Genomic DNA, 15,778 nt, shown 5'->3' on the forward strand with positions numbered 1-15,778 from the left:
ATAAAACGCATCACATGATCACAAAGTGATCACAAAAAGGTGATGCGAAATGGCGGGAAGTTTTGAAGGTACGGGGGTGCGGAATCTGAAGGTCCGCGGCGGCGTGTACTACTGGCGGCAGAGAATCGACGGGGTGCAGTACTCGGAATCGCTGGAGACGCGCGACCCGGAAGAGGCGCGCAGGCGCATGGAGGCGCGGGCGGCGGAGGTTCGGGCGGGGAAGGATCACAACAGGGAGAAGAGCGGGATGACGACGAGAAAGAAACGGAACCTGAGCGAGGAATGGGTCGATTACCGGGCGGATCTGAAGCTGCTGGACTGCTCGATCCGGGACGGCGGTCTGGTCACTAACTGCGAGTTCGAGGACAAGTTCGTCAAGGCGGTCTACAACGCGCTGGTGGCGGCGGGTGTTGACTACATGGAGCTGGGGTACAAGGCCGACCAAAAGATCTTCAGCCCGGAGGAGCACGGCCGCTGGAAGTTCTGCACGGAGGAGGACCTGCGCAGTGTGCTGGACGACAATCCCTCCGAAATGAAGATCAGCGTGATGGCCGACGCCGGCCGCACGGACTATCACAACGACATTCTCCCGAAAAAGGACAGTGTGATCGACCTGGTCCGCGTGGCCTGCTACATCCACCAGATCCCGGCCGCACTGGAGATGGTCAAGGATGCGCACGACAAGGGCTACGAGGTTTCCGTCAACCTGATGGCGGTCTCGACCGTGCCGGACTACGAGCTGGACCGGGGGATCGAACTGATCGGCCGCAGCGAGATCGATATCCTCTACCTGGTCGACAGCTTCGGTTCGCTCTACTACGAGCAGATCGACGACCTCCTGCGCCGCTATATCGCCGCGGCGCCGGACAAGCAGATCGGAATCCATGCGCACAACAATCAGCAGATGGCCTACGCAAACACCACGTACGCCGCCATCCACGGCGCGACGATGCTCGACGGCACCATCGAAGGCCTCGGCCGCGGCGCGGGCAACTGCCCGCTGGAGCTGCTGATCGGGTTTCTCAAGAACCCGAAGTTCAACCTGCGCCCGATCGTGGATGTGATCGAGAAGGAGATCCTGCCGTTGCGCGAGCGCTACGACTGGGGGTACAGCCTGCCGTACATGATCACCGGCCTGCTCAACGAGCACCCGCGGCCGGCGATCGCCCTGCGCAGCGGCGACCGCAAGGAGCAGTTCCTCTCGTTCTACGATGAGATGATCGATTCCTGATTTCCGCGCCTTCGCGTGAGCTGACCGAACGCGTCCCGGAACTCGGCGCCGAGGCGGGAGGCGTCGTCGAGAATCAGGTACAGCGACGGCACCAGCACCAGCGTGATCAGCGTCGCGAAGAGGATCCCGAACCCGAGCGAGATCGCCATCGGGATCAGAAACCGTGCCTGCAGCGAGGTCTCGAGGATCATCGGTGACAACCCGCCGAAGGTCGTGAACGTGGTCAGCATGATCGGCCGGAAGCGCTGCAGACCCGCCATGTGTACGGCGTCGTGCGGACTGAGATCCTCCTGCCGGCGGCGCCGGTTGGCGTATTCGATCAGCACCAGCGAGTCGTTCACCACCACGCCGGAGAGGGCGACGATCCCCAGCATGCTGATCACGCTGAGCGAGTAGCCCATGATCAGGTGTCCGGCCACGGCGCCGATGATCCCGAAGGGAATGCTGACCATCACGATCAGCGGCTGGATATAGGAGCGGAAGGGGACCGCCAGCATCGCGAAGATCGCCAGCATCGCCATCAGGAAACTGGTCTTGAGGCTTCCCAGACTTTCGCGCATGTCCGCCTGCCGCCCCTCGAAGCTGTAGCTGAGTCCCGGGTAGTGGGCAACCAGCCCGGGCAGCACGCTGCGCTGCAGATCTTCCAGAATCACCGGCGCCTCGCTGCGCGGCTCGACGTTCGCCGTCGCCGACACCACCCGCCGTCCGTCGCGCCGGTCGATGGTCGTGTACGCCCGCCCGCGCGTTCGCTCCACGGCTTCGTCCAGCGGGATTTCCCCGCCCGCCGGCGTGCGCAGCAGGAGGGATTCCAGGTCGTATTCCGAATCGCGCTCCGACACCGGCCGCCGCACCATGATCTTGATTTCGTTGCGTCCCCGCTGCTGGCGAATGGCCTCCGCCCCGTAGAAGGCATGGCGGAGCTGGTTGGCCACGTCGCGCGCGGTCAGCCCCAGGCTCTCGCCCGCCGCCGTCATCCGGAAATCGATCTGCTCCTTGCCCGGCTGAAATCCGTCGTCGATGTCCGACACCTGCGGATAGGTCGCCAGCGCCTCCGCGAGTTCCGCGCTCGCCGCCTCGAGCACGTCCAGCTTGCGGTGGCTGAGTTCGACGGTCAGGCCCGGACCCCCGCCCGGCCCGCCGAAGTCGGACTGGAACCGGATCGATTCCACACCTGGAACCGGGCCGGTCGCCTCCCGCCACCGCTCCACGAACTCCTGCGTGCTGATCCCGATCCGGCGCCGCACCTCGGCGTCGGCGAGGAACGCCCGCATCGAGGCCCGGTGGTTGCCGCCGGCGCCGATGTCGGCGAAGATCCCCTCCAGCAGCTCGTCGTGCCCGCTCTCGCGGATTACGTCGTGCGCGGCGTCCTTGAGACGCCGCACCACCGCCTCGGTCGTCTCCACCGGCGAGCCGACGGGGAGCGTGACGGTGACCCTCGCGAAGTCGGATTCGACGCGCGGAAAGAGGTCCATGCCCATCCGCCCGCTGCCCACGTAGCCGAGCGTCAGCGTCAGCACGGCGACGGCCACGGCGAACACGAAGTAGCGGCGACGCAGCACGCCCGCGAGAAAGGCGCTGTAGCGCGTGTTGATCCAGCGCACGAAGGCGTCGCTGAACGCGCGCTGTTTCCCGTGCAGCCAGCGCATCAGTCCGTGGCGGCGGCGGTCCCGCTGGTGGCCCAGGTGGGCGGGAAGGACGAAGAGCGACTCGATCAGCGAGATGAGGAACGCGGTCGAGACGACCAGCGGGATCATCTTGAATATCTTGCCCATCGTGCCGGGGATGAAGTAGAGCGGCAGGAAGGCGACAATGTTCGTCATGATGCTGAACGTCACCGGCATCGCCACCTCGCGCGCGCCCCGCACCGCCGCCTGCATGAAGGGGAGCCCCTGCTGGTGGTGGTAATAGATATTCTCGCCCACGACGATCGCGTCGTCGACCACGATCCCGAGCGCAATGATGTAGGCGAACAGCGAGACCATGTTGATCGAAACCCCGAGCATCGGCAGCGCGAGCATCGAACCGAGGAACGAGATCGGGATGCCGAGCATCACCCAGAAGGCGAGGCGGGCCTCGAGAAAGATGCCCAGCAGGATCAGCACCAGGACCAGCCCGAGCGCGCCGTTGCGCAGGAGAAGATTGACGCGCTGCGCGTAGATCTCCGACATGTCGCGCAGTTCGTCGATCGCAATCCCCGGCGGCAGAGTGGGGCGGATCGTTTGGAGCTGTGCGCGCACGGCGTCGGCGACCGTGATCGGCGTTTGTTCGCCGACGCGGAAGACCGTCAGCATCAGCGCCGGTTCGCCGTCGTAGATGGCATGCCGGTCCTCGTCGGCCGCGAATCCGTCCTGCACGTCCGCGATGTCGGCCAGCTCCACATCGGTGCCGCCCGGGGGCGAGATGACCGGGAGCCGGGCGAACTCGCGCCCGTAGTCGCGCCGCTCCTTCATCCGGATCATCAGGTCGCCGCCCGGGGTCTCCAGCTGGCCGCCGGGCAGCTCGAGCGACCGCGAACGCAGTCGCGCGGCGAGGTCGCCGAGCGTCAGGCCGTACCGCCGCAGCTGTGCCTGATCGAGCGAGACGCCGATCTCGAGCGACCGCGCGCCGCCCAGTTCGACCTGGGTGATGCCGGGGTCCTGCAGCAGGACGTCGCGCAGGTCCTCGGTCAGCTCGCGCAGCACCGTGCGCGGGGTCTGCCCGTGGACCACGATCGTGAGCACCTCGCGCTTGCGCGATACGATCCGTACCTCGGGCTCCTCGGCCTCCTCGGGGAAGGTGATGATCCGGTCGACCTCGCTCCGGATATCCTGGTAGAGCTGCTGCAGATCCGCGCCGCGGATCAGTTCGGCCGTCACCGTGCCCACGCCCTCCGCGGCCGTGGAGCGGATTTCGTCGATCCCGTCCAGCCCGCGGATGGCCTCCTCGACCGCGAGCACGATCCCGCGCTCGACCTCTTCGGGACTCGCGCCGGGATAGGCGACCGTCACGCGTACCTGGTCCAGATCGAGATCGGGAAAGACCTCCTGTCTGATCTGCGAGAACATGATCAGCCCGCCGATCAGACAGACGAACATGATCAGATTGGCGGCGACGTGGTTGCCCGCCATCCATGCGATCGGCCCGCCCGCTTTGCCGGTTCGTTCAGTCATGACTTCCGGTACCCGCGGCCGGGATGCATTTCACTTTCTCAGGTCTCACACTCATTCTAACTCTAACTCTGATTCTGATTCTGACTCTGACTCTTATTCTGACTCTGATTCTAACTCTGACTCAGACTCTGATTCTCACTCAGGTTTCAGGTCTCAGCCTTCACACTCAGCCCCCTTCTTCCGCTCCTCCCCCTTCAACCTCGATCCGCATCCCCTCGACCGGGGCGGCGAGGTTGGAGGTGATCAGCCGCTCGCCTTCCTCGAGTCCGTCCCGGACGAGCACGACGTCGTCGCCGCGCCAGACGGGTTCGACGTCGCGGATGCGGAGCCGGTTCTCCGGGTCGGCAATCCAGACCCGGTCGTTTTCGCGCAGCGCGGCGCGCGGGATGGCAATGACGCCGGAGGCCGTGCGGCCGGTGAGTTCCACATCGACGAAGCTGTCGAGGAGCATCGGGACGCGCCCGTCGGGCGACCGGTCGAGCGCCAGCGGATCGGGGACTTCGACGATTGCCCGCGCGAGCCGTCCCTGCGGCTCGAGATCCGGGAGCCGCTTGAGGACCCGTCCGTCGCGTACGCCTCCGGCGCGCAGGCGGATGCGAGCCGACGACGCGGCTCCGCCGGATTCGGGGAATACGATCCACTTGAGCTGATCCACGGGGATGAGCACGCGCACCCACCAGACGTCGGTACCCACCAGCCGCGCGAGCGGGGTCTGGGGGGACGCCAGGTCGCCGACTTCCACCATCCGCTCGCGGATGACCGCGTTGAACGGGGCGCGGACCTCCGTACGCGCGAGGTCGAGTTCGGCCTGTTTCAGTTCGGCCTCCGCGGCGGCGACGGCGGCACGGCTGCTCTCGAACTGCGGCTGGCGCAGGGCGAGGCGCCGGTCCGTGGAGTCCATCGAGTTGGTGTCCAGCCCCACCGTCTCCCAGTCCCGGCGCGCGACCTCGCGTCGCCCCCGCTCCAGCGCGAGTTCGCCGCGCGCCCTGACCAGCGCGCTCTCTTTTCTCTCAAGGGCATGACGGTAGTCGCGGTCGTCGATGCGCACGAGTACCTCGTCCTCCCGCACGCGCCCGCCCGGCGTCCAGTCCTCGTGGACCGCCCTGACGTGACCGGTCACACGCGGCGTGAGGGTGATCTCGCGGCGCGGAATCACGGTGCCCATCACGGGGACGACCACGGCGCGGCTGCCGCGTTCGAGTCGCGTCACCTCGACCCACGGCGTCCGCGCGGGCCGCGCGCCGCGTTCGGGCTTTTTGCGGTTACGTATCAGTCCCATCGCGGCGGCGAAGGCCAGCACGAGGATCAGCGTGCCCGTCACTGCGAGCAGTGTTTTCTGCCTCCGGCTCAGCGGACGCTGCGGGTCGCCGGGAAACGTGCGGGGATCGGTCATGATCGGTTCCTCCCGAGGGTCGCGGTTTTCATCCAGTCGCCGCCCAGCGCGCGGTACAGCTCGATACGGAAGCTGAGCCGCTCGAAGCGCGCCCGGATGAGTCGGCGTTCCAGTTCCTGGGTTCGTGTGAGCGCGGAAAGTACGGTGAGGTAATCGGCCTGTCCCTTGCGGTAGCGGAAGCGCGATTCCTCGAGTGTGGCGCGGGACTGCTCGAGCTGGGTGCTCAGACGATGCACGGTCTCGCTCTGGTTCGTCTCGCGCACGAGGGCGTCGCTGACCTCCCGTACGGCGGTAAGGACGGTCGAGCGGTACGCCGCCAGGGCCTCCCGCGCCGCGGCGCGGGCGCGCTCGACCTCGGCCCGCCGCCGACCGGCATCAAACAGCGGCGCGGTCAGTCCGGCGGCGAGCGACTGCGACCAGTTGTCGAGGAGCAGGTCGAGTCCGTTCGGGTCTCCGTACCGCTGCGCGGCGGTGAGCGAGATCCGCGGCAGACGGTCGGCACGCGCGGCGCCGACGTCCCATCCGGCGGCTTCGAGCCGGTACCGCGCCTGCCGGATGTCGGGCCTGCGGTCGAGCAGCGTGCAGGGGATGCCCGCGTCCGGAACGGGTCCGGGCTCGGGGAGGGAAGGGGTGCTGATCTCGATCTCCGCGGTGCCCGGTGCCCGTCCCAGCAGAACGGCCAGTTCGTGGCGCAGCGTGTCCCGCCGCGACTCGAGCGGGGGCAGCAGCGCGCGGGTGGCGGCGAGCAGTTCGCGCTGCTGCAGGACGTCGAGCGCGGTGCCGGTGCCCTGTCCGAAACGGTGTTCCAGCAGCTCAAGGCTCTGGCGGTTGGCCTCGATCTGCGCGCGGACCCGTTCGATCCGACGGTTGTGATGAATCAGGTTCAGCCAGCGCACCGCCGTCTCGGCGGTCAGGCTCAGCGCGAGATCATGGCCGGCCTCCACCGCGGCGTCCCGGTCGAGTTCGCGGGCACGGGTCTGCGCGCGGACGCGTCCCCACAGGTCGAGTTCCCACAGACTGACCAGATCGAGCCCGTAGGCGTTGTTCGAGTCGCGCGCGACCGTCCGGCCGTCGTCCACCCTCGTGCGCGACACGGAGGCGGCGGACTCGACATCCAGCGAGGGAAACAGCCCGGAGCGTGAGCGGCGCGCGAGCGCGCGAGCCTGGTCGATGCGCGCGAGGGCCTGTTCGAGGTCGTAGTTGCCTTCGAGCGTGCGCGCGATCAGTCGGTCGAGTTCGGGCGAATCGAACGCGGTCCACCACCGATCCGGGGCGTGCCGGACCGCGTGCCCTTCCGCATAGCGTTCCGGAAGGGCGGGGGCGGGTTCGTCCGGAATCTCGGGACGATTGAGTACGCAGCCCGCAGAGAAAAGGACCAGGATCAGGGCGCTGACGGGGATGCGGATCATGCGTCGACCTCCATATCCTTCATGGTAAATCCCGACCCCGCGCCGCGGGAGTCAGTCTGACGCGGCGTCCCCGGCGCCGATCTTCCGGGCGAGGTGGACATGGCCGCGGTCGCGTGCGAAGTCGGCCGCGGTGTCGCCGTCGGCATCTTTAAGGGACGGGTCCGCGCCGTGTTCGAGCAGCACGTCGACGACGGCCTCATGGCCTTCTCCTGCGGCGAACATGAGCGGCGACCAGTGTTCGCCGCCGTCGACCGCGTTGACGTCCGCGCCGTGGCGCAGCAGCAGGCGCACCGCCTCCGGGAAGGCGCCCGTGGAGGCGAACATCAGGGGCGTCCGGTCGTTGATATCTTTAGCGTCCGGATCCGCGCCCGCCTTCAGAAGTATGCGAAGGGTTTCGACGTGGCCGTTGAATGACGCGAGCATCAGCGGGGTGCGTTTCTGTTCGTCGCGTCCGTCGGCCTCCAGTCCGCTCTTCAGCATCGTGCGCACCTTTCCGGCCTCGCCTCGAAAGGCCGCTTCCGCAAGCTGGGTGGAGGTGTACGTCTGCTTTTCCGCTTCCTGCGGCGGCGGGGATGATTCGGCGGTGTCCCTGCCGCAGCCCTGTGCGAGGCCGAGACAGAGGCAGCAGGCGATCAGGGCGGCAACGGACGGGTGCATATTCATGGCGGTCTCCCGGATTCGTGTATGCTGAACCGTAATTCGATCGAAACGCACAGGCTAATGGTCTGGATCGCGGAAGGGAAGGGCCAATCCAGCAGTTCTCATTATGGCCGCATTCCGACCGCGGACGGCGTGGCAGCCGTCCCTCCCGAGTCGATATCCGACGCATTTTCGGGCACTGGGAGGGTCGGGTGCCACCCCGACCGAAAAGGGTGAAGCCATAATGAGAATCGCTGGGGCCAATCGGGATCGGTTTGCCGGATGGGCGCGAATGTCCTAGACTGACTGCTGGTCTGTAAGGAGAGAGAATCATGATCATCGGCTCGCTGAGTGTGCACCTCAGTATCCCCGAAGCGCGGTCGCTCAAGGACAAACGTGCCGTGCTCCGGAGCATGAAGGATCGCGCGCGCAACAGGATGAACATCAGCGTCGCGGAAGTGGGGCGCCAAAACGAATGGAAGTTCGCGGAGCTGGCCTTCGTGACCGTCGCCTCCGAATCGAAGGCCGTTCAGCAGCGCCTCTCGAAGCTGATGACGTTCGTGCGCTCGGAACCCCGCTGCGTCGTCACGCATATGGAAACCGAGATGGGTTGAGATGTGGGACGACCTGACCTGGGTGCAGTGGGCGGCGGCCGCGGTAGCCGCTTTGCTGGTCGGTTTCGCCAAGACCGGCCTGCCCGGCGCGGGCATCGTGATCGTCCCGCTCATGGCACTGGCCTTTCCGGCCCGGGAGTCGGTGGGACGGCTGCTCATCCTCCTGATTCTCGGCGACGTGTTCGCCGTGTCCTTCTACTGCCGCCACGCCCGGTTCCGTACGCTGTTGAAGCTGCTCCCCGGCGTGCTGGCCGGCATCGTGCTCGGCGCGTTTTCGCTCGATGCGCTGGACGACCGCGGATTCCGCCTGCTGCTCGGCGCGCTCGTGCTGGTACTGCTGGCGATCGATATTCAGCGTCGTCTGTCGGGCATGAATCCGGGCCGTCACCCGGCGGCCGCGCCGCTCGTGGGCGCCGCCGCGGGGTGGGCGACGGCGGTGGGCAACGCCGCGGGATCGATCATGGCGATCTATTTCGTGATGATGGGGTTCCCCAAAAAAAAGTTCCTCGGGACCGCCGCGCTTTTTTTCGCCGTCGTGAACTGGATCAAGCTGCCGGTCTTTGCCGGGATCGGTATCGTGGATAAAGGGATCGTCTGGTCCGGTCTTTCCCTGCTCCCCGCCGTCGCCGCAGGCGCGCTGCTCGGCCGCGCCGTGCTCTACCGCATTCCGCAGAAGATGTTCGAGACCGTCGTCCTCATCCTCGCCGCCGCCGCGGCCCTGATGCTGCTGGTGTAGGCGGCCGGGGAGGAAGAAGGAGCAGAGTAAGAGTGAGTGGGAAACCTGAGACCTGAAACCTGAGTAAGAGTGAGTGGGAAACCTGAGACCTGAAACCTGAGTAAGAGGGAGTGGGAAATCTGAGTGAGAAACCTGAGACCTGAAACCTGAGTAAGAGGGAGTGGGAAATCTGAGTGAGAAACCTGAGACCTGAGACCTGAGTAAGAGGGAGTGGGAAATCTGAGTGAGAAACCTGAGACCTGAAACCTGAGTAAGAGGGAGTGGGAAATCTGAGTGGGAAACCTGAGACCTGAGACCTGAGTAAGAGAATCAGAGTGAGAGGGAGGGGGAGACCTGAGTAAGATAGAATCGCTGGCGGCGGGCATGAGTGGATCCGGGGTTGTGAAGGGTGGGTCGCCGATTTTCGCGGCGGTTATTGAGTCGCGGCCTTCCTCCCGCTACGGTATAGACTTTGAACCGAACGGACTGTGACCGGTCTGACAGACGAGTATTCGCCCGGCAGCGCAAGTCCCGGAGCGGCAGCCCCCGAAAGGACGGGATGATGAAAAAGGAGAAGCCTACACCCGCGTACGTATGGTTCGACACCGAGTACACCACGCTTGAACTCGAAAACGCGCGGCTGCTGCAGGTCGCGGCGATGATCACCGACCGCGACCTCGAGCGGCTGCACCCCCCGGAGGAGGATTTCAACCGCTGTGTGCGGCTGCCGCGCAATGCCGGGCTGAGTTCCTGGGTGAAACGGAATCTGGCGGGGTTGATCGAGCGCTGCCGCGGACCGGAGGCCGTCCCGGCGGATGAGATCGACGGGCTGCTCTGCGATTATATCGACCGCTGGCTGGGGCTTCCGAAGGACGAGATCGAACTGCGACCGGTGCTCGCCGGCAACAGTATCCACGCCGACTGGTTTCTGGCCCGCCGCTTCTGCCCGGCGTTTCTGACCCGGATGCACTACCGGCTGCTGGATGTTAGCGCGCTGAAGATTCAATGGAAAGACCGCGGCGAGGGAGAGGAACTGAACAAGAGCGATCCGCAGCAGGTGGCGCGCTACTTTCCGGAGGCGGACGTGGACCGCGCCGCCGAACACGACGCCTTGTATGACATCAAGGCCTCGGCCGCCGAGCTGGCCTACTATCGCGAGCGGTTCGGGATTTGAAGAAATGCAAAGCGAAGATCGGGAGGACCCATGCGTAAGGCGGCAAAGAAGTTTCTGAGCGAACTGGTAAACAGCATCGGCCCGTCAGGGTATGAAGGGGATGTGGCCGACGTGTGGCGGACAGAGGCGCGCACGTTTGCGGATACGGTGGAAACCGACGTCCACGGCAACAGCCGCGCCGTGATCAATCCCGGCGGCGGCGTGCGGGTCATGCTCGCCGGCCACTACGATGAAATCGGCTTTCTGATCACGCATATCGATGACCAGGGCTTTCTGCGCATCTCGCCGGTCGGTGGTTGGGACGCGCAGATCGCGCAGGGTCAGCGGGTGAAGATCCGGGGTAAGAAGGAAACCGTCTACGGCGTGATCGGCAAGGCGCCGATCCACCTCCAGAAGAGCGAAGAGCGGAAGAAGGTGCCGGACATCCGCGATCTGTGGATCGATATCGGGGCCGCGAATAGAGCCGGGGCCAGGCGGCGCGTGGAGGTCGGCGATCCCGTGGTGGTGGACCGCGGGCTGGACGAGTGGCCCGGCGGGCGGGCGGCGGGCAAGGCGCTGGACGACCGCGCCGGCGCGTTCGTCATTCTGGAGACGGCGCGGCGGCTCGCGCGCCGCAAGATCGAGGCCGAAGTGCACGCCGTAGCGACTGTGCAGGAGGAAATCGGCCTGCGCGGAGCGCGCACCGCGGCCTTCGGCATCGAGCCGCAGATCGGAATCGCCGTCGACGTGACCTTTGCCACCGACCACCCCGGGCTGGGCGAGGTGGTCCAGCGCAATGGCAAAATAACCTTGGGAGGCGGGCCGGTGGTGACCCGGGGGCCGAACATTCACCCGAAGATCTTCGACCTGTTCATGGACACCGCCCGGCGCGAGGATATTCCCGTGCAGGTGGCCGCCGAGTCGCGCGGGACCGGGACCGACGCGAACGCGATCCAGCTCAACCGGGCCGGGGTGGCCGCGGGGCTGCTGGGGATTCCGCTGCGCTACATGCACAGCCCCTGTGAAATCATCGACCTGAAAGATCTCGACCGCGCCGTAGCGCTGCTCACGGCCGTAACGGCGCGGCTCGACACGAAACTCGATCTCCAACCCTTCTGAGCGGATGCCTGTCTACAGCTATACTGCGCGCGACCGCCACGGTGAAAAGACCGGCGGAAGGCTTGAGGCGGCGGGTCGCCCCGCCGCGCTGAGCGCGCTTCAGCGTCAGGGACTGGTGCCGATCGAACTGAAGGAGGGGGCGGTCGCCGCGGATGGACGGTCGGGTAGCGCTGAGCGGAAACGGCTTTTCTCGGGATTCGGGTTCAACCGCGCCCCCCGCATGTCCTCCCGCGAGAATCTCCTGTTCTCGCGGGAACTCGCCGACCTGCTCTCTTCCGGTATGAAACTGGGCCACGCCCTGCATACGCTCGCTTTGAGAAAGACCGGCCGGGGGCGGGATGAGCTGGTGACGTCGCTGCGCGACGACGTGATGCAGGGCGCCGCGCTTTCCGAGGCGATGAGCCGCTACCCGAAGACGTTCTCGACGCTCTACATCAGCATGATCCGCGCCGGCGAGGCGGCGGGCGCACTGCCCGAGACGCTCGAGGCGCTCTGTACGCACTTCGAGCGTGTGCACGGTGCGCGGGAGAAAGTGGCCATGGCCCTGGTCTATCCGGGGATCGTGCTCAGCCTGGGGATCCTCACGCTGCTCGGCCTGGTGATCTTTATCATCCCGCGGTTCTCCGCCGTGTTCGAGGAACTCGGCGGCACCCTGCCGCTGATGACGCGGATGCTGATCGGCGGCAGCCGCTTTCTGCTCGACTACGGCTGGGCGGTCGTGCTCGTGCTCGGCGTGCTGGTGTGGCTGGCGCGCCGCTGGCTGCGTACGCCGAACGGGATCCTGTGGTGGGACCGCAGCCAGCTCCGCTGGCCGGTGCTCAAGGGCATCACGGCCTCCAACGCCTACGCAAATTTCGCGAGGACACTGGAGACCCTGGTCCGCAACGGCGTCCCCATCCTCCAGGCGCTCTCGATCGTCGAGCAGACCGTCGGCAATGCCGTGATCGCCCGCGAGATCCACGCCGCGCGCGAGCGGGTGACGGACGGATCGAGCATAGCCGCGCCGCTCGCCGCCGGCGGGGTGTTCCCGGTTGCGCTGACCGATATGCTGGCGATCGGCGAGCAGTCCGGAGACCTGGCCGGGGCCCTGCGGCACATCGGGCGGCGGTATGAGCGGCGGCTCGAGCATGCCATCGCCCTGCTGACGACCATTCTGGAGCCGGTCCTGATCCTCTTCGTGGCGATCATGGTGGGGTTTGTCGCGATCAGTATGCTTACCGCGGTATTCGACCTCACCAGCGGACTGCAGATGTGAAACAAGGAGGCGTCATGAAACGCAAGGAAAGACGGACGGCGGGGCGGGCGGCCCGCGAGGGATTCACGCTGATCGAGATCCTGCTGGTGGTCGTGATCATCGGCATCCTGGTCGGGATCGCCGTGCCGCGGTTTACCGGTCGCGTGGAGCAGTCGCGCGTCGCGGCCGCGGAGTCGACGCTCAAGAGCATCAGTACCGCGCTCGACCTGTACGAGCTGGATATGGGGCGCTATCCGGATGATCTGGAGGCGCTGGAGAAGCAGCCCGAGGGGGCGGACAACTGGCGCGGCCCCTATCTCAAAAGCGGTATCCCCGAAGATCCCTGGGGACAGGAATATGTCTATAAACATCCCGGCACGCACAACCCGCACGGCTACGACCTCCATTCCCTGGGCCCCCAGGGCGGCGAGCCGATCACGAACTGGGAGTAGGCGCCGGCCGCGGCGGGCGTTTTCGCTGATCGAGGTGCTGCTCGTGGTCGCGATCGTGATGATCGCGGGCGTCGTGACGGTTCCGATGATGGCGCGCTCGTTCGAGGGGAGCCGGCTCCGGATGTCGACGCGCGCGCTCGTGCGTATGCACCGCTGGGCGCGCAGCCGGGCCGTGCTCGAGCAGCGGGCCCTGCGGCTGGAGATCGACCCTGAAACGGGGCGGATGCAGATTCTCACCGGACGCTCCGCACCCGAAGACGACGACCCGCGCTCGACCGCGGTCCGCCGCGTGCGTTCGGTGGAAGAGGGGATCGACATAGCGGAGGTGCGCGTCGGCGACGATCCGGCCGTCGAGGACGGGCCTGTGCGAATACGCTATACGCCCGGCGGGCGATGCGACAGCTTTAGCGTCATTCTTCGCGATTCGGAGGGACATGAGATGACGGTGGCGGTCGACGGCGTGGCCGGCAAGGCGGTGATTGAATGAAACGGCGGCGGGCGGCAAAGCGCGGATTGACGCTGATCGAGGTCCTGCTCGCCGTGGTGATTCTGGGGATCAGCAGTTCCGCGATCCTCGTCGGCGTCTCGCGGTGCCTCGCGGTCATCCGCAAGGCGCGCCATTACGAAAATGCGCGCCGGTTCCTGTATCGGGTCGAACTCGAGCATCCCCTCGACCGCGAGGATATTGAAGCCTCGGACCGCTCGGGATCGTTCGAGGGGGTGGCGGGATATTCGTGGACGCGGGAAATCGAGCCGGTGGACCCCGAGTTCCGGCCGGGGTTGTACCGGGTGAGCACCCGCGTGCTCTGGAGCGACCGCGGCGAAGAGCGGGCGGAGGAAGTGACGACGTATGTGTACCGTCCGGAAGAGGACTGATCGGCGCGGGGGATTCACCCTGCTCGAGGTGCTGCTGGCGGTGGCCGTGATGCTGATCGCGTTCATGATGGCCTTCAGCACCTTCTCCGCCGTGCTCACCGCGCAGCGCAAGGGCAGGGAGCACCTCGAGGCGTTGCATCACGGCGATTTCGTCGCCGAGCGTCTGGTCACCGCCCTGCGGTCCGCCGCCTGGTTCCGGGACCAGAGCGAGGCCTACGGGTTTCACCTCGACAACCGCGGCGGGGCGCTGCCCTACGACGAGATAAGCTGGGTCACGACGTCCGACGCCTTTACGGGTCCCGATTCGCCCTGGTCGGTGGGGACGCACCGGCTGTACGTGACCGTGGCGGACGACGTTGCGGGGGAGGCGGGTCTGGCGGTGAAGATGTGCTCACCGTTTGCCGATGAAGACGCGCGCCGCGAACTGGAATACGAATCGGTGTCCGCGGTGGTCCGCGGACTGAACTGCCGGATCTATGATGTCGAGACCGAGACGTGGCTGGAGGAGTGGGAGGATACCAATCGCATCCCGGCGCTGGTGGAGCTTACGGTATATGCCGAAGGTCCGGAGGAGGACAGCGAACCCGTGTCGTATCGCCGTCTGGTCCGGATTCCGGTGGCCGGGTTCGACGAGAACAAGGTGCATTTCGATGAGGATCGGGAGGAAGAGAAAACCGAAGAGGCGCGTTGAGCAGGACCGGGGGTCCGCGCTGATCGTGGCCCTGTGGGTGGTCCTGCTGCTTTCGACGCTCGTCAGCACGTTCGCGTTCGAGATGCACGTGGAGGCGCGGATTGCCTCGCTTCAGCGCAAGAGGTTCAAGGCGCGCGCCCTGGCGGAGGCCGGGATCGCCTACGCCCGCGCGCTGCTCGACCGAGACCGCACCGCCTTCGCCGATCAGTTCGATCCGGCCGACGAATTCTCCGTCGCGGCGCAGCTGGTGTCGCGCGGGGTCCCGGTCCGTCGTCACCTCCACCCACTCGGCGCGGGCCGGTTCGAGATCGATATCATACCCGAGAACGCCCGGCGCAATGTCCACCAGCTCTCCGTCGACGAATGGAAGGAGCTGCTCGCCCGCGGCGGGGTGCCTTCGACGCTGTGGGACTCGCTGATCGACTGTTTTCTCGACTGGATCGACGAGAACGACCTGCACCGGCTCAACGGCGCCGAATCGGACGACCCGTACTACCGCGAGCGGGGCTACGAGGTGAAGGACGCCCCGCTGGACACGGTCGACGAGCTGCTTCTGATCAAGCATTTCACGCGTGAGATCGTATACGGCGGGGTGGCCGATGACGGCACGCGCTACGAAGGTATCGCCGACAGCCTTACGGTCTGGGGTGGTGATAAACTCCATATCAACGCGGCCGACGAAAATACGCTGTGGACGGTGATGGCCCTGGACGAGAATCAGATCGCGACGGTCCTTGAAGGACGCCTGGGACCGGACGGGATCGCCGGCACCTTCGACGACGGATTCGAGACCGTGCAGGAGGCCGGGCTCGAAGGCGATGCGCTCACCACCCGGGTCCGGTACTACCGCATCCGGTCCCGCGGCAGGGTCGGCGATGCGGTTTACGCGCTGGAAGGGATCTTCCGCAGAAGCGGCGGCGAACTGATGCCGGTCCTCTGGGAAGAAGGGGAGGGGGGGGATGGATTTGAGTCAGAGTTAGAATCAGAGTCAGAGTGGGAGGAAGAGGGAGTGAGAGACCTGAGAGGGAGTGAGAAACCTGAGGCCTGAAACCTGAGTAAGAGGGAGTGGGAGACCTGAGAGGGAGTGAGAAACCTGAGACCTG

Annotated in this window: 15 protein-coding genes; 11 read left to right on the forward strand and 4 right to left on the reverse strand. The window is 66.0% G+C overall.

The features are described 5' to 3' along the window. Positions 1–49 precede the first annotated feature (49 nt). On the forward strand, positions 50–1,231 hold the full coding sequence (locus tag L21SP4_RS03490) for an aldolase catalytic domain-containing protein (protein ID WP_201774678.1): 1,182 nt from the start codon (positions 50–52) through the stop codon (positions 1,229–1,231). On the opposite strand, the gene L21SP4_RS03495 is transcribed toward L21SP4_RS03490, so the two are convergent. The 4 genes from L21SP4_RS03495 to L21SP4_RS03510 all read right to left on the reverse strand — a co-directional run bounded on the left by L21SP4_RS03495 (position 1,207) and on the right by L21SP4_RS03510 (position 7,845). Next, positions 1,207–4,380: an efflux RND transporter permease subunit gene (locus L21SP4_RS03495; RefSeq protein WP_052881356.1), complete on the reverse strand. Its 3,174-nt coding sequence runs from the start codon at positions 4,378–4,380 to the stop codon at positions 1,207–1,209. The genes L21SP4_RS03490 and L21SP4_RS03495 overlap by 25 nt on opposite strands. A 166-nt stretch (positions 4,381–4,546) precedes the next feature. Beyond that, entirely contained in the window at positions 4,547–5,773 is a 1,227-nt protein-coding gene (locus L21SP4_RS03500; RefSeq protein WP_052881357.1) for an efflux RND transporter periplasmic adaptor subunit, read from the reverse strand. Further along, positions 5,770–7,182 carry an efflux transporter outer membrane subunit gene (locus L21SP4_RS03505; protein WP_052881358.1) on the reverse strand — a complete coding sequence of 471 codons (1,413 nt, stop codon included), beginning with the start codon at positions 7,180–7,182 and terminating at the stop codon, positions 5,770–5,772. Before L21SP4_RS03505 ends, L21SP4_RS03500 begins: the two co-directional genes overlap by 4 nt. Before the next feature lie 51 nt (positions 7,183–7,233). Further along, positions 7,234–7,845 carry an ankyrin repeat domain-containing protein gene (locus tag L21SP4_RS03510; RefSeq protein WP_052881359.1) on the reverse strand — a complete coding sequence of 204 codons (612 nt, stop codon included), beginning with the start codon at positions 7,843–7,845 and terminating at the stop codon, positions 7,234–7,236. A 308-nt stretch (positions 7,846–8,153) separates the two neighbouring features. Here L21SP4_RS03510 and L21SP4_RS03515 point away from each other — a divergent pair, with 308 nt between their 5' ends. The 10 genes from L21SP4_RS03515 (at position 8,154) to L21SP4_RS03560 (ending at position 15,723) form a co-directional block, all read left to right on the forward strand. Further along, positions 8,154–8,435: a DUF503 domain-containing protein gene (locus tag L21SP4_RS03515; RefSeq protein WP_052881360.1), complete on the forward strand. Its 282-nt coding sequence runs from the start codon at positions 8,154–8,156 to the stop codon at positions 8,433–8,435. 1 nt (position 8,436) lies between these two features. After that, positions 8,437–9,171 (forward strand): sulfite exporter TauE/SafE family protein, encoded by a 735-nt coding sequence (locus L21SP4_RS03520; protein ID WP_052881361.1) that lies wholly within the window; start codon positions 8,437–8,439, stop codon positions 9,169–9,171. A 538-nt stretch (positions 9,172–9,709) separates the two neighbouring features. Continuing rightward, positions 9,710–10,324, forward strand: a complete 615-nt coding sequence (locus L21SP4_RS03525) for an exonuclease domain-containing protein (protein WP_052881362.1) — start codon at positions 9,710–9,712, stop codon at positions 10,322–10,324. 30 nt (positions 10,325–10,354) lie between these two features. Then, positions 10,355–11,422 carry a M42 family metallopeptidase gene (locus L21SP4_RS03530; protein ID WP_052881363.1) on the forward strand — a complete coding sequence of 356 codons (1,068 nt, stop codon included), beginning with the start codon at positions 10,355–10,357 and terminating at the stop codon, positions 11,420–11,422. A gap of 4 nt (positions 11,423–11,426) precedes the next feature. Next, entirely contained in the window at positions 11,427–12,677 is a 1,251-nt protein-coding gene (locus L21SP4_RS03535; RefSeq protein WP_052881364.1) for a type II secretion system F family protein, read from the forward strand. A gap of 14 nt (positions 12,678–12,691) precedes the next feature. After that, the gene (gene gspG / locus L21SP4_RS03540) at positions 12,692–13,108 is read left to right on the forward strand and encodes a type II secretion system major pseudopilin GspG (protein WP_052881365.1); all 417 of its coding nucleotides are present in this window, start codon (positions 12,692–12,694) and stop codon (positions 13,106–13,108) included. Then, positions 13,014–13,595, forward strand: a complete 582-nt coding sequence (locus tag L21SP4_RS03545) for a pilus assembly FimT family protein (protein ID WP_082116496.1) — start codon at positions 13,014–13,016, stop codon at positions 13,593–13,595. Before gspG ends, L21SP4_RS03545 begins: the two co-directional genes overlap by 95 nt. Then, entirely contained in the window at positions 13,592–13,984 is a 393-nt protein-coding gene (locus L21SP4_RS03550; protein ID WP_052881367.1) for a type II secretion system protein, read from the forward strand. Before L21SP4_RS03545 ends, L21SP4_RS03550 begins: the two co-directional genes overlap by 4 nt. Beyond that, complete coding sequence (locus L21SP4_RS03555; RefSeq protein WP_052881368.1) at positions 13,959–14,675, forward strand: PulJ/GspJ family protein; 717 nt, start codon at positions 13,959–13,961, stop codon at positions 14,673–14,675. The genes L21SP4_RS03550 and L21SP4_RS03555 overlap by 26 nt, the downstream gene beginning before the upstream one ends. After that, on the forward strand, positions 14,635–15,723 hold the full coding sequence (locus L21SP4_RS03560; RefSeq protein WP_052881369.1) for a type II secretion system minor pseudopilin: 1,089 nt from the start codon (positions 14,635–14,637) through the stop codon (positions 15,721–15,723). The genes L21SP4_RS03555 and L21SP4_RS03560 overlap by 41 nt, the downstream gene beginning before the upstream one ends. The last annotated feature ends 55 nt before the right edge of the window (positions 15,724–15,778 follow it).

Origin of the sequence: Kiritimatiella glycovorans, assembly GCF_001017655.1 — a bacterium.
GTDB lineage: Bacteria > Verrucomicrobiota > Kiritimatiellia > Kiritimatiellales > Kiritimatiellaceae > Kiritimatiella > Kiritimatiella glycovorans.

Excerpts from the sequence above, each read along its gene's own strand:
- L21SP4_RS03560 (WP_052881369.1), top strand. The coding sequence starts at position 14,635 with ATGAGGATCGGGAGGAAGAGAAAACCGAAGAGGCGCGTTGAGCAGGAC.
- L21SP4_RS03525 (WP_052881362.1), top strand. The coding sequence starts at position 9,710 with ATGATGAAAAAGGAGAAGCCTACACCCGCGTACGTATGGTTCGACACC.
- L21SP4_RS03555 (WP_052881368.1), top strand. The coding sequence starts at position 13,959 with ATGTGTACCGTCCGGAAGAGGACTGATCGGCGCGGGGGATTCACCCTG.
- L21SP4_RS03500 (WP_052881357.1), bottom strand. The coding sequence starts at position 5,773 with ATGACCGATCCCCGCACGTTTCCCGGCGACCCGCAGCGTCCGCTGAGC.
- L21SP4_RS03550 (WP_052881367.1), top strand. The coding sequence starts at position 13,592 with ATGAAACGGCGGCGGGCGGCAAAGCGCGGATTGACGCTGATCGAGGTC.
- L21SP4_RS03510 (WP_052881359.1), bottom strand. The coding sequence starts at position 7,845 with ATGAATATGCACCCGTCCGTTGCCGCCCTGATCGCCTGCTGCCTCTGT.
- L21SP4_RS03530 (WP_052881363.1), top strand. The coding sequence starts at position 10,355 with ATGCGTAAGGCGGCAAAGAAGTTTCTGAGCGAACTGGTAAACAGCATC.
- L21SP4_RS03515 (WP_052881360.1), top strand. The coding sequence starts at position 8,154 with ATGATCATCGGCTCGCTGAGTGTGCACCTCAGTATCCCCGAAGCGCGG.
- L21SP4_RS03490 (WP_201774678.1), top strand. The coding sequence starts at position 50 with ATGGCGGGAAGTTTTGAAGGTACGGGGGTGCGGAATCTGAAGGTCCGC.
- L21SP4_RS03535 (WP_052881364.1), top strand. The coding sequence starts at position 11,427 with ATGCCTGTCTACAGCTATACTGCGCGCGACCGCCACGGTGAAAAGACC.
- gspG (WP_052881365.1), top strand. The coding sequence starts at position 12,692 with ATGAAACGCAAGGAAAGACGGACGGCGGGGCGGGCGGCCCGCGAGGGA.
- L21SP4_RS03495 (WP_052881356.1), bottom strand. The coding sequence starts at position 4,380 with ATGACTGAACGAACCGGCAAAGCGGGCGGGCCGATCGCATGGATGGCG.
- L21SP4_RS03545 (WP_082116496.1), top strand. The coding sequence starts at position 13,014 with ATGTCTATAAACATCCCGGCACGCACAACCCGCACGGCTACGACCTCC.
- L21SP4_RS03520 (WP_052881361.1), top strand. The coding sequence starts at position 8,437 with ATGTGGGACGACCTGACCTGGGTGCAGTGGGCGGCGGCCGCGGTAGCC.
- L21SP4_RS03505 (WP_052881358.1), bottom strand. The coding sequence starts at position 7,182 with ATGATCCGCATCCCCGTCAGCGCCCTGATCCTGGTCCTTTTCTCTGCG.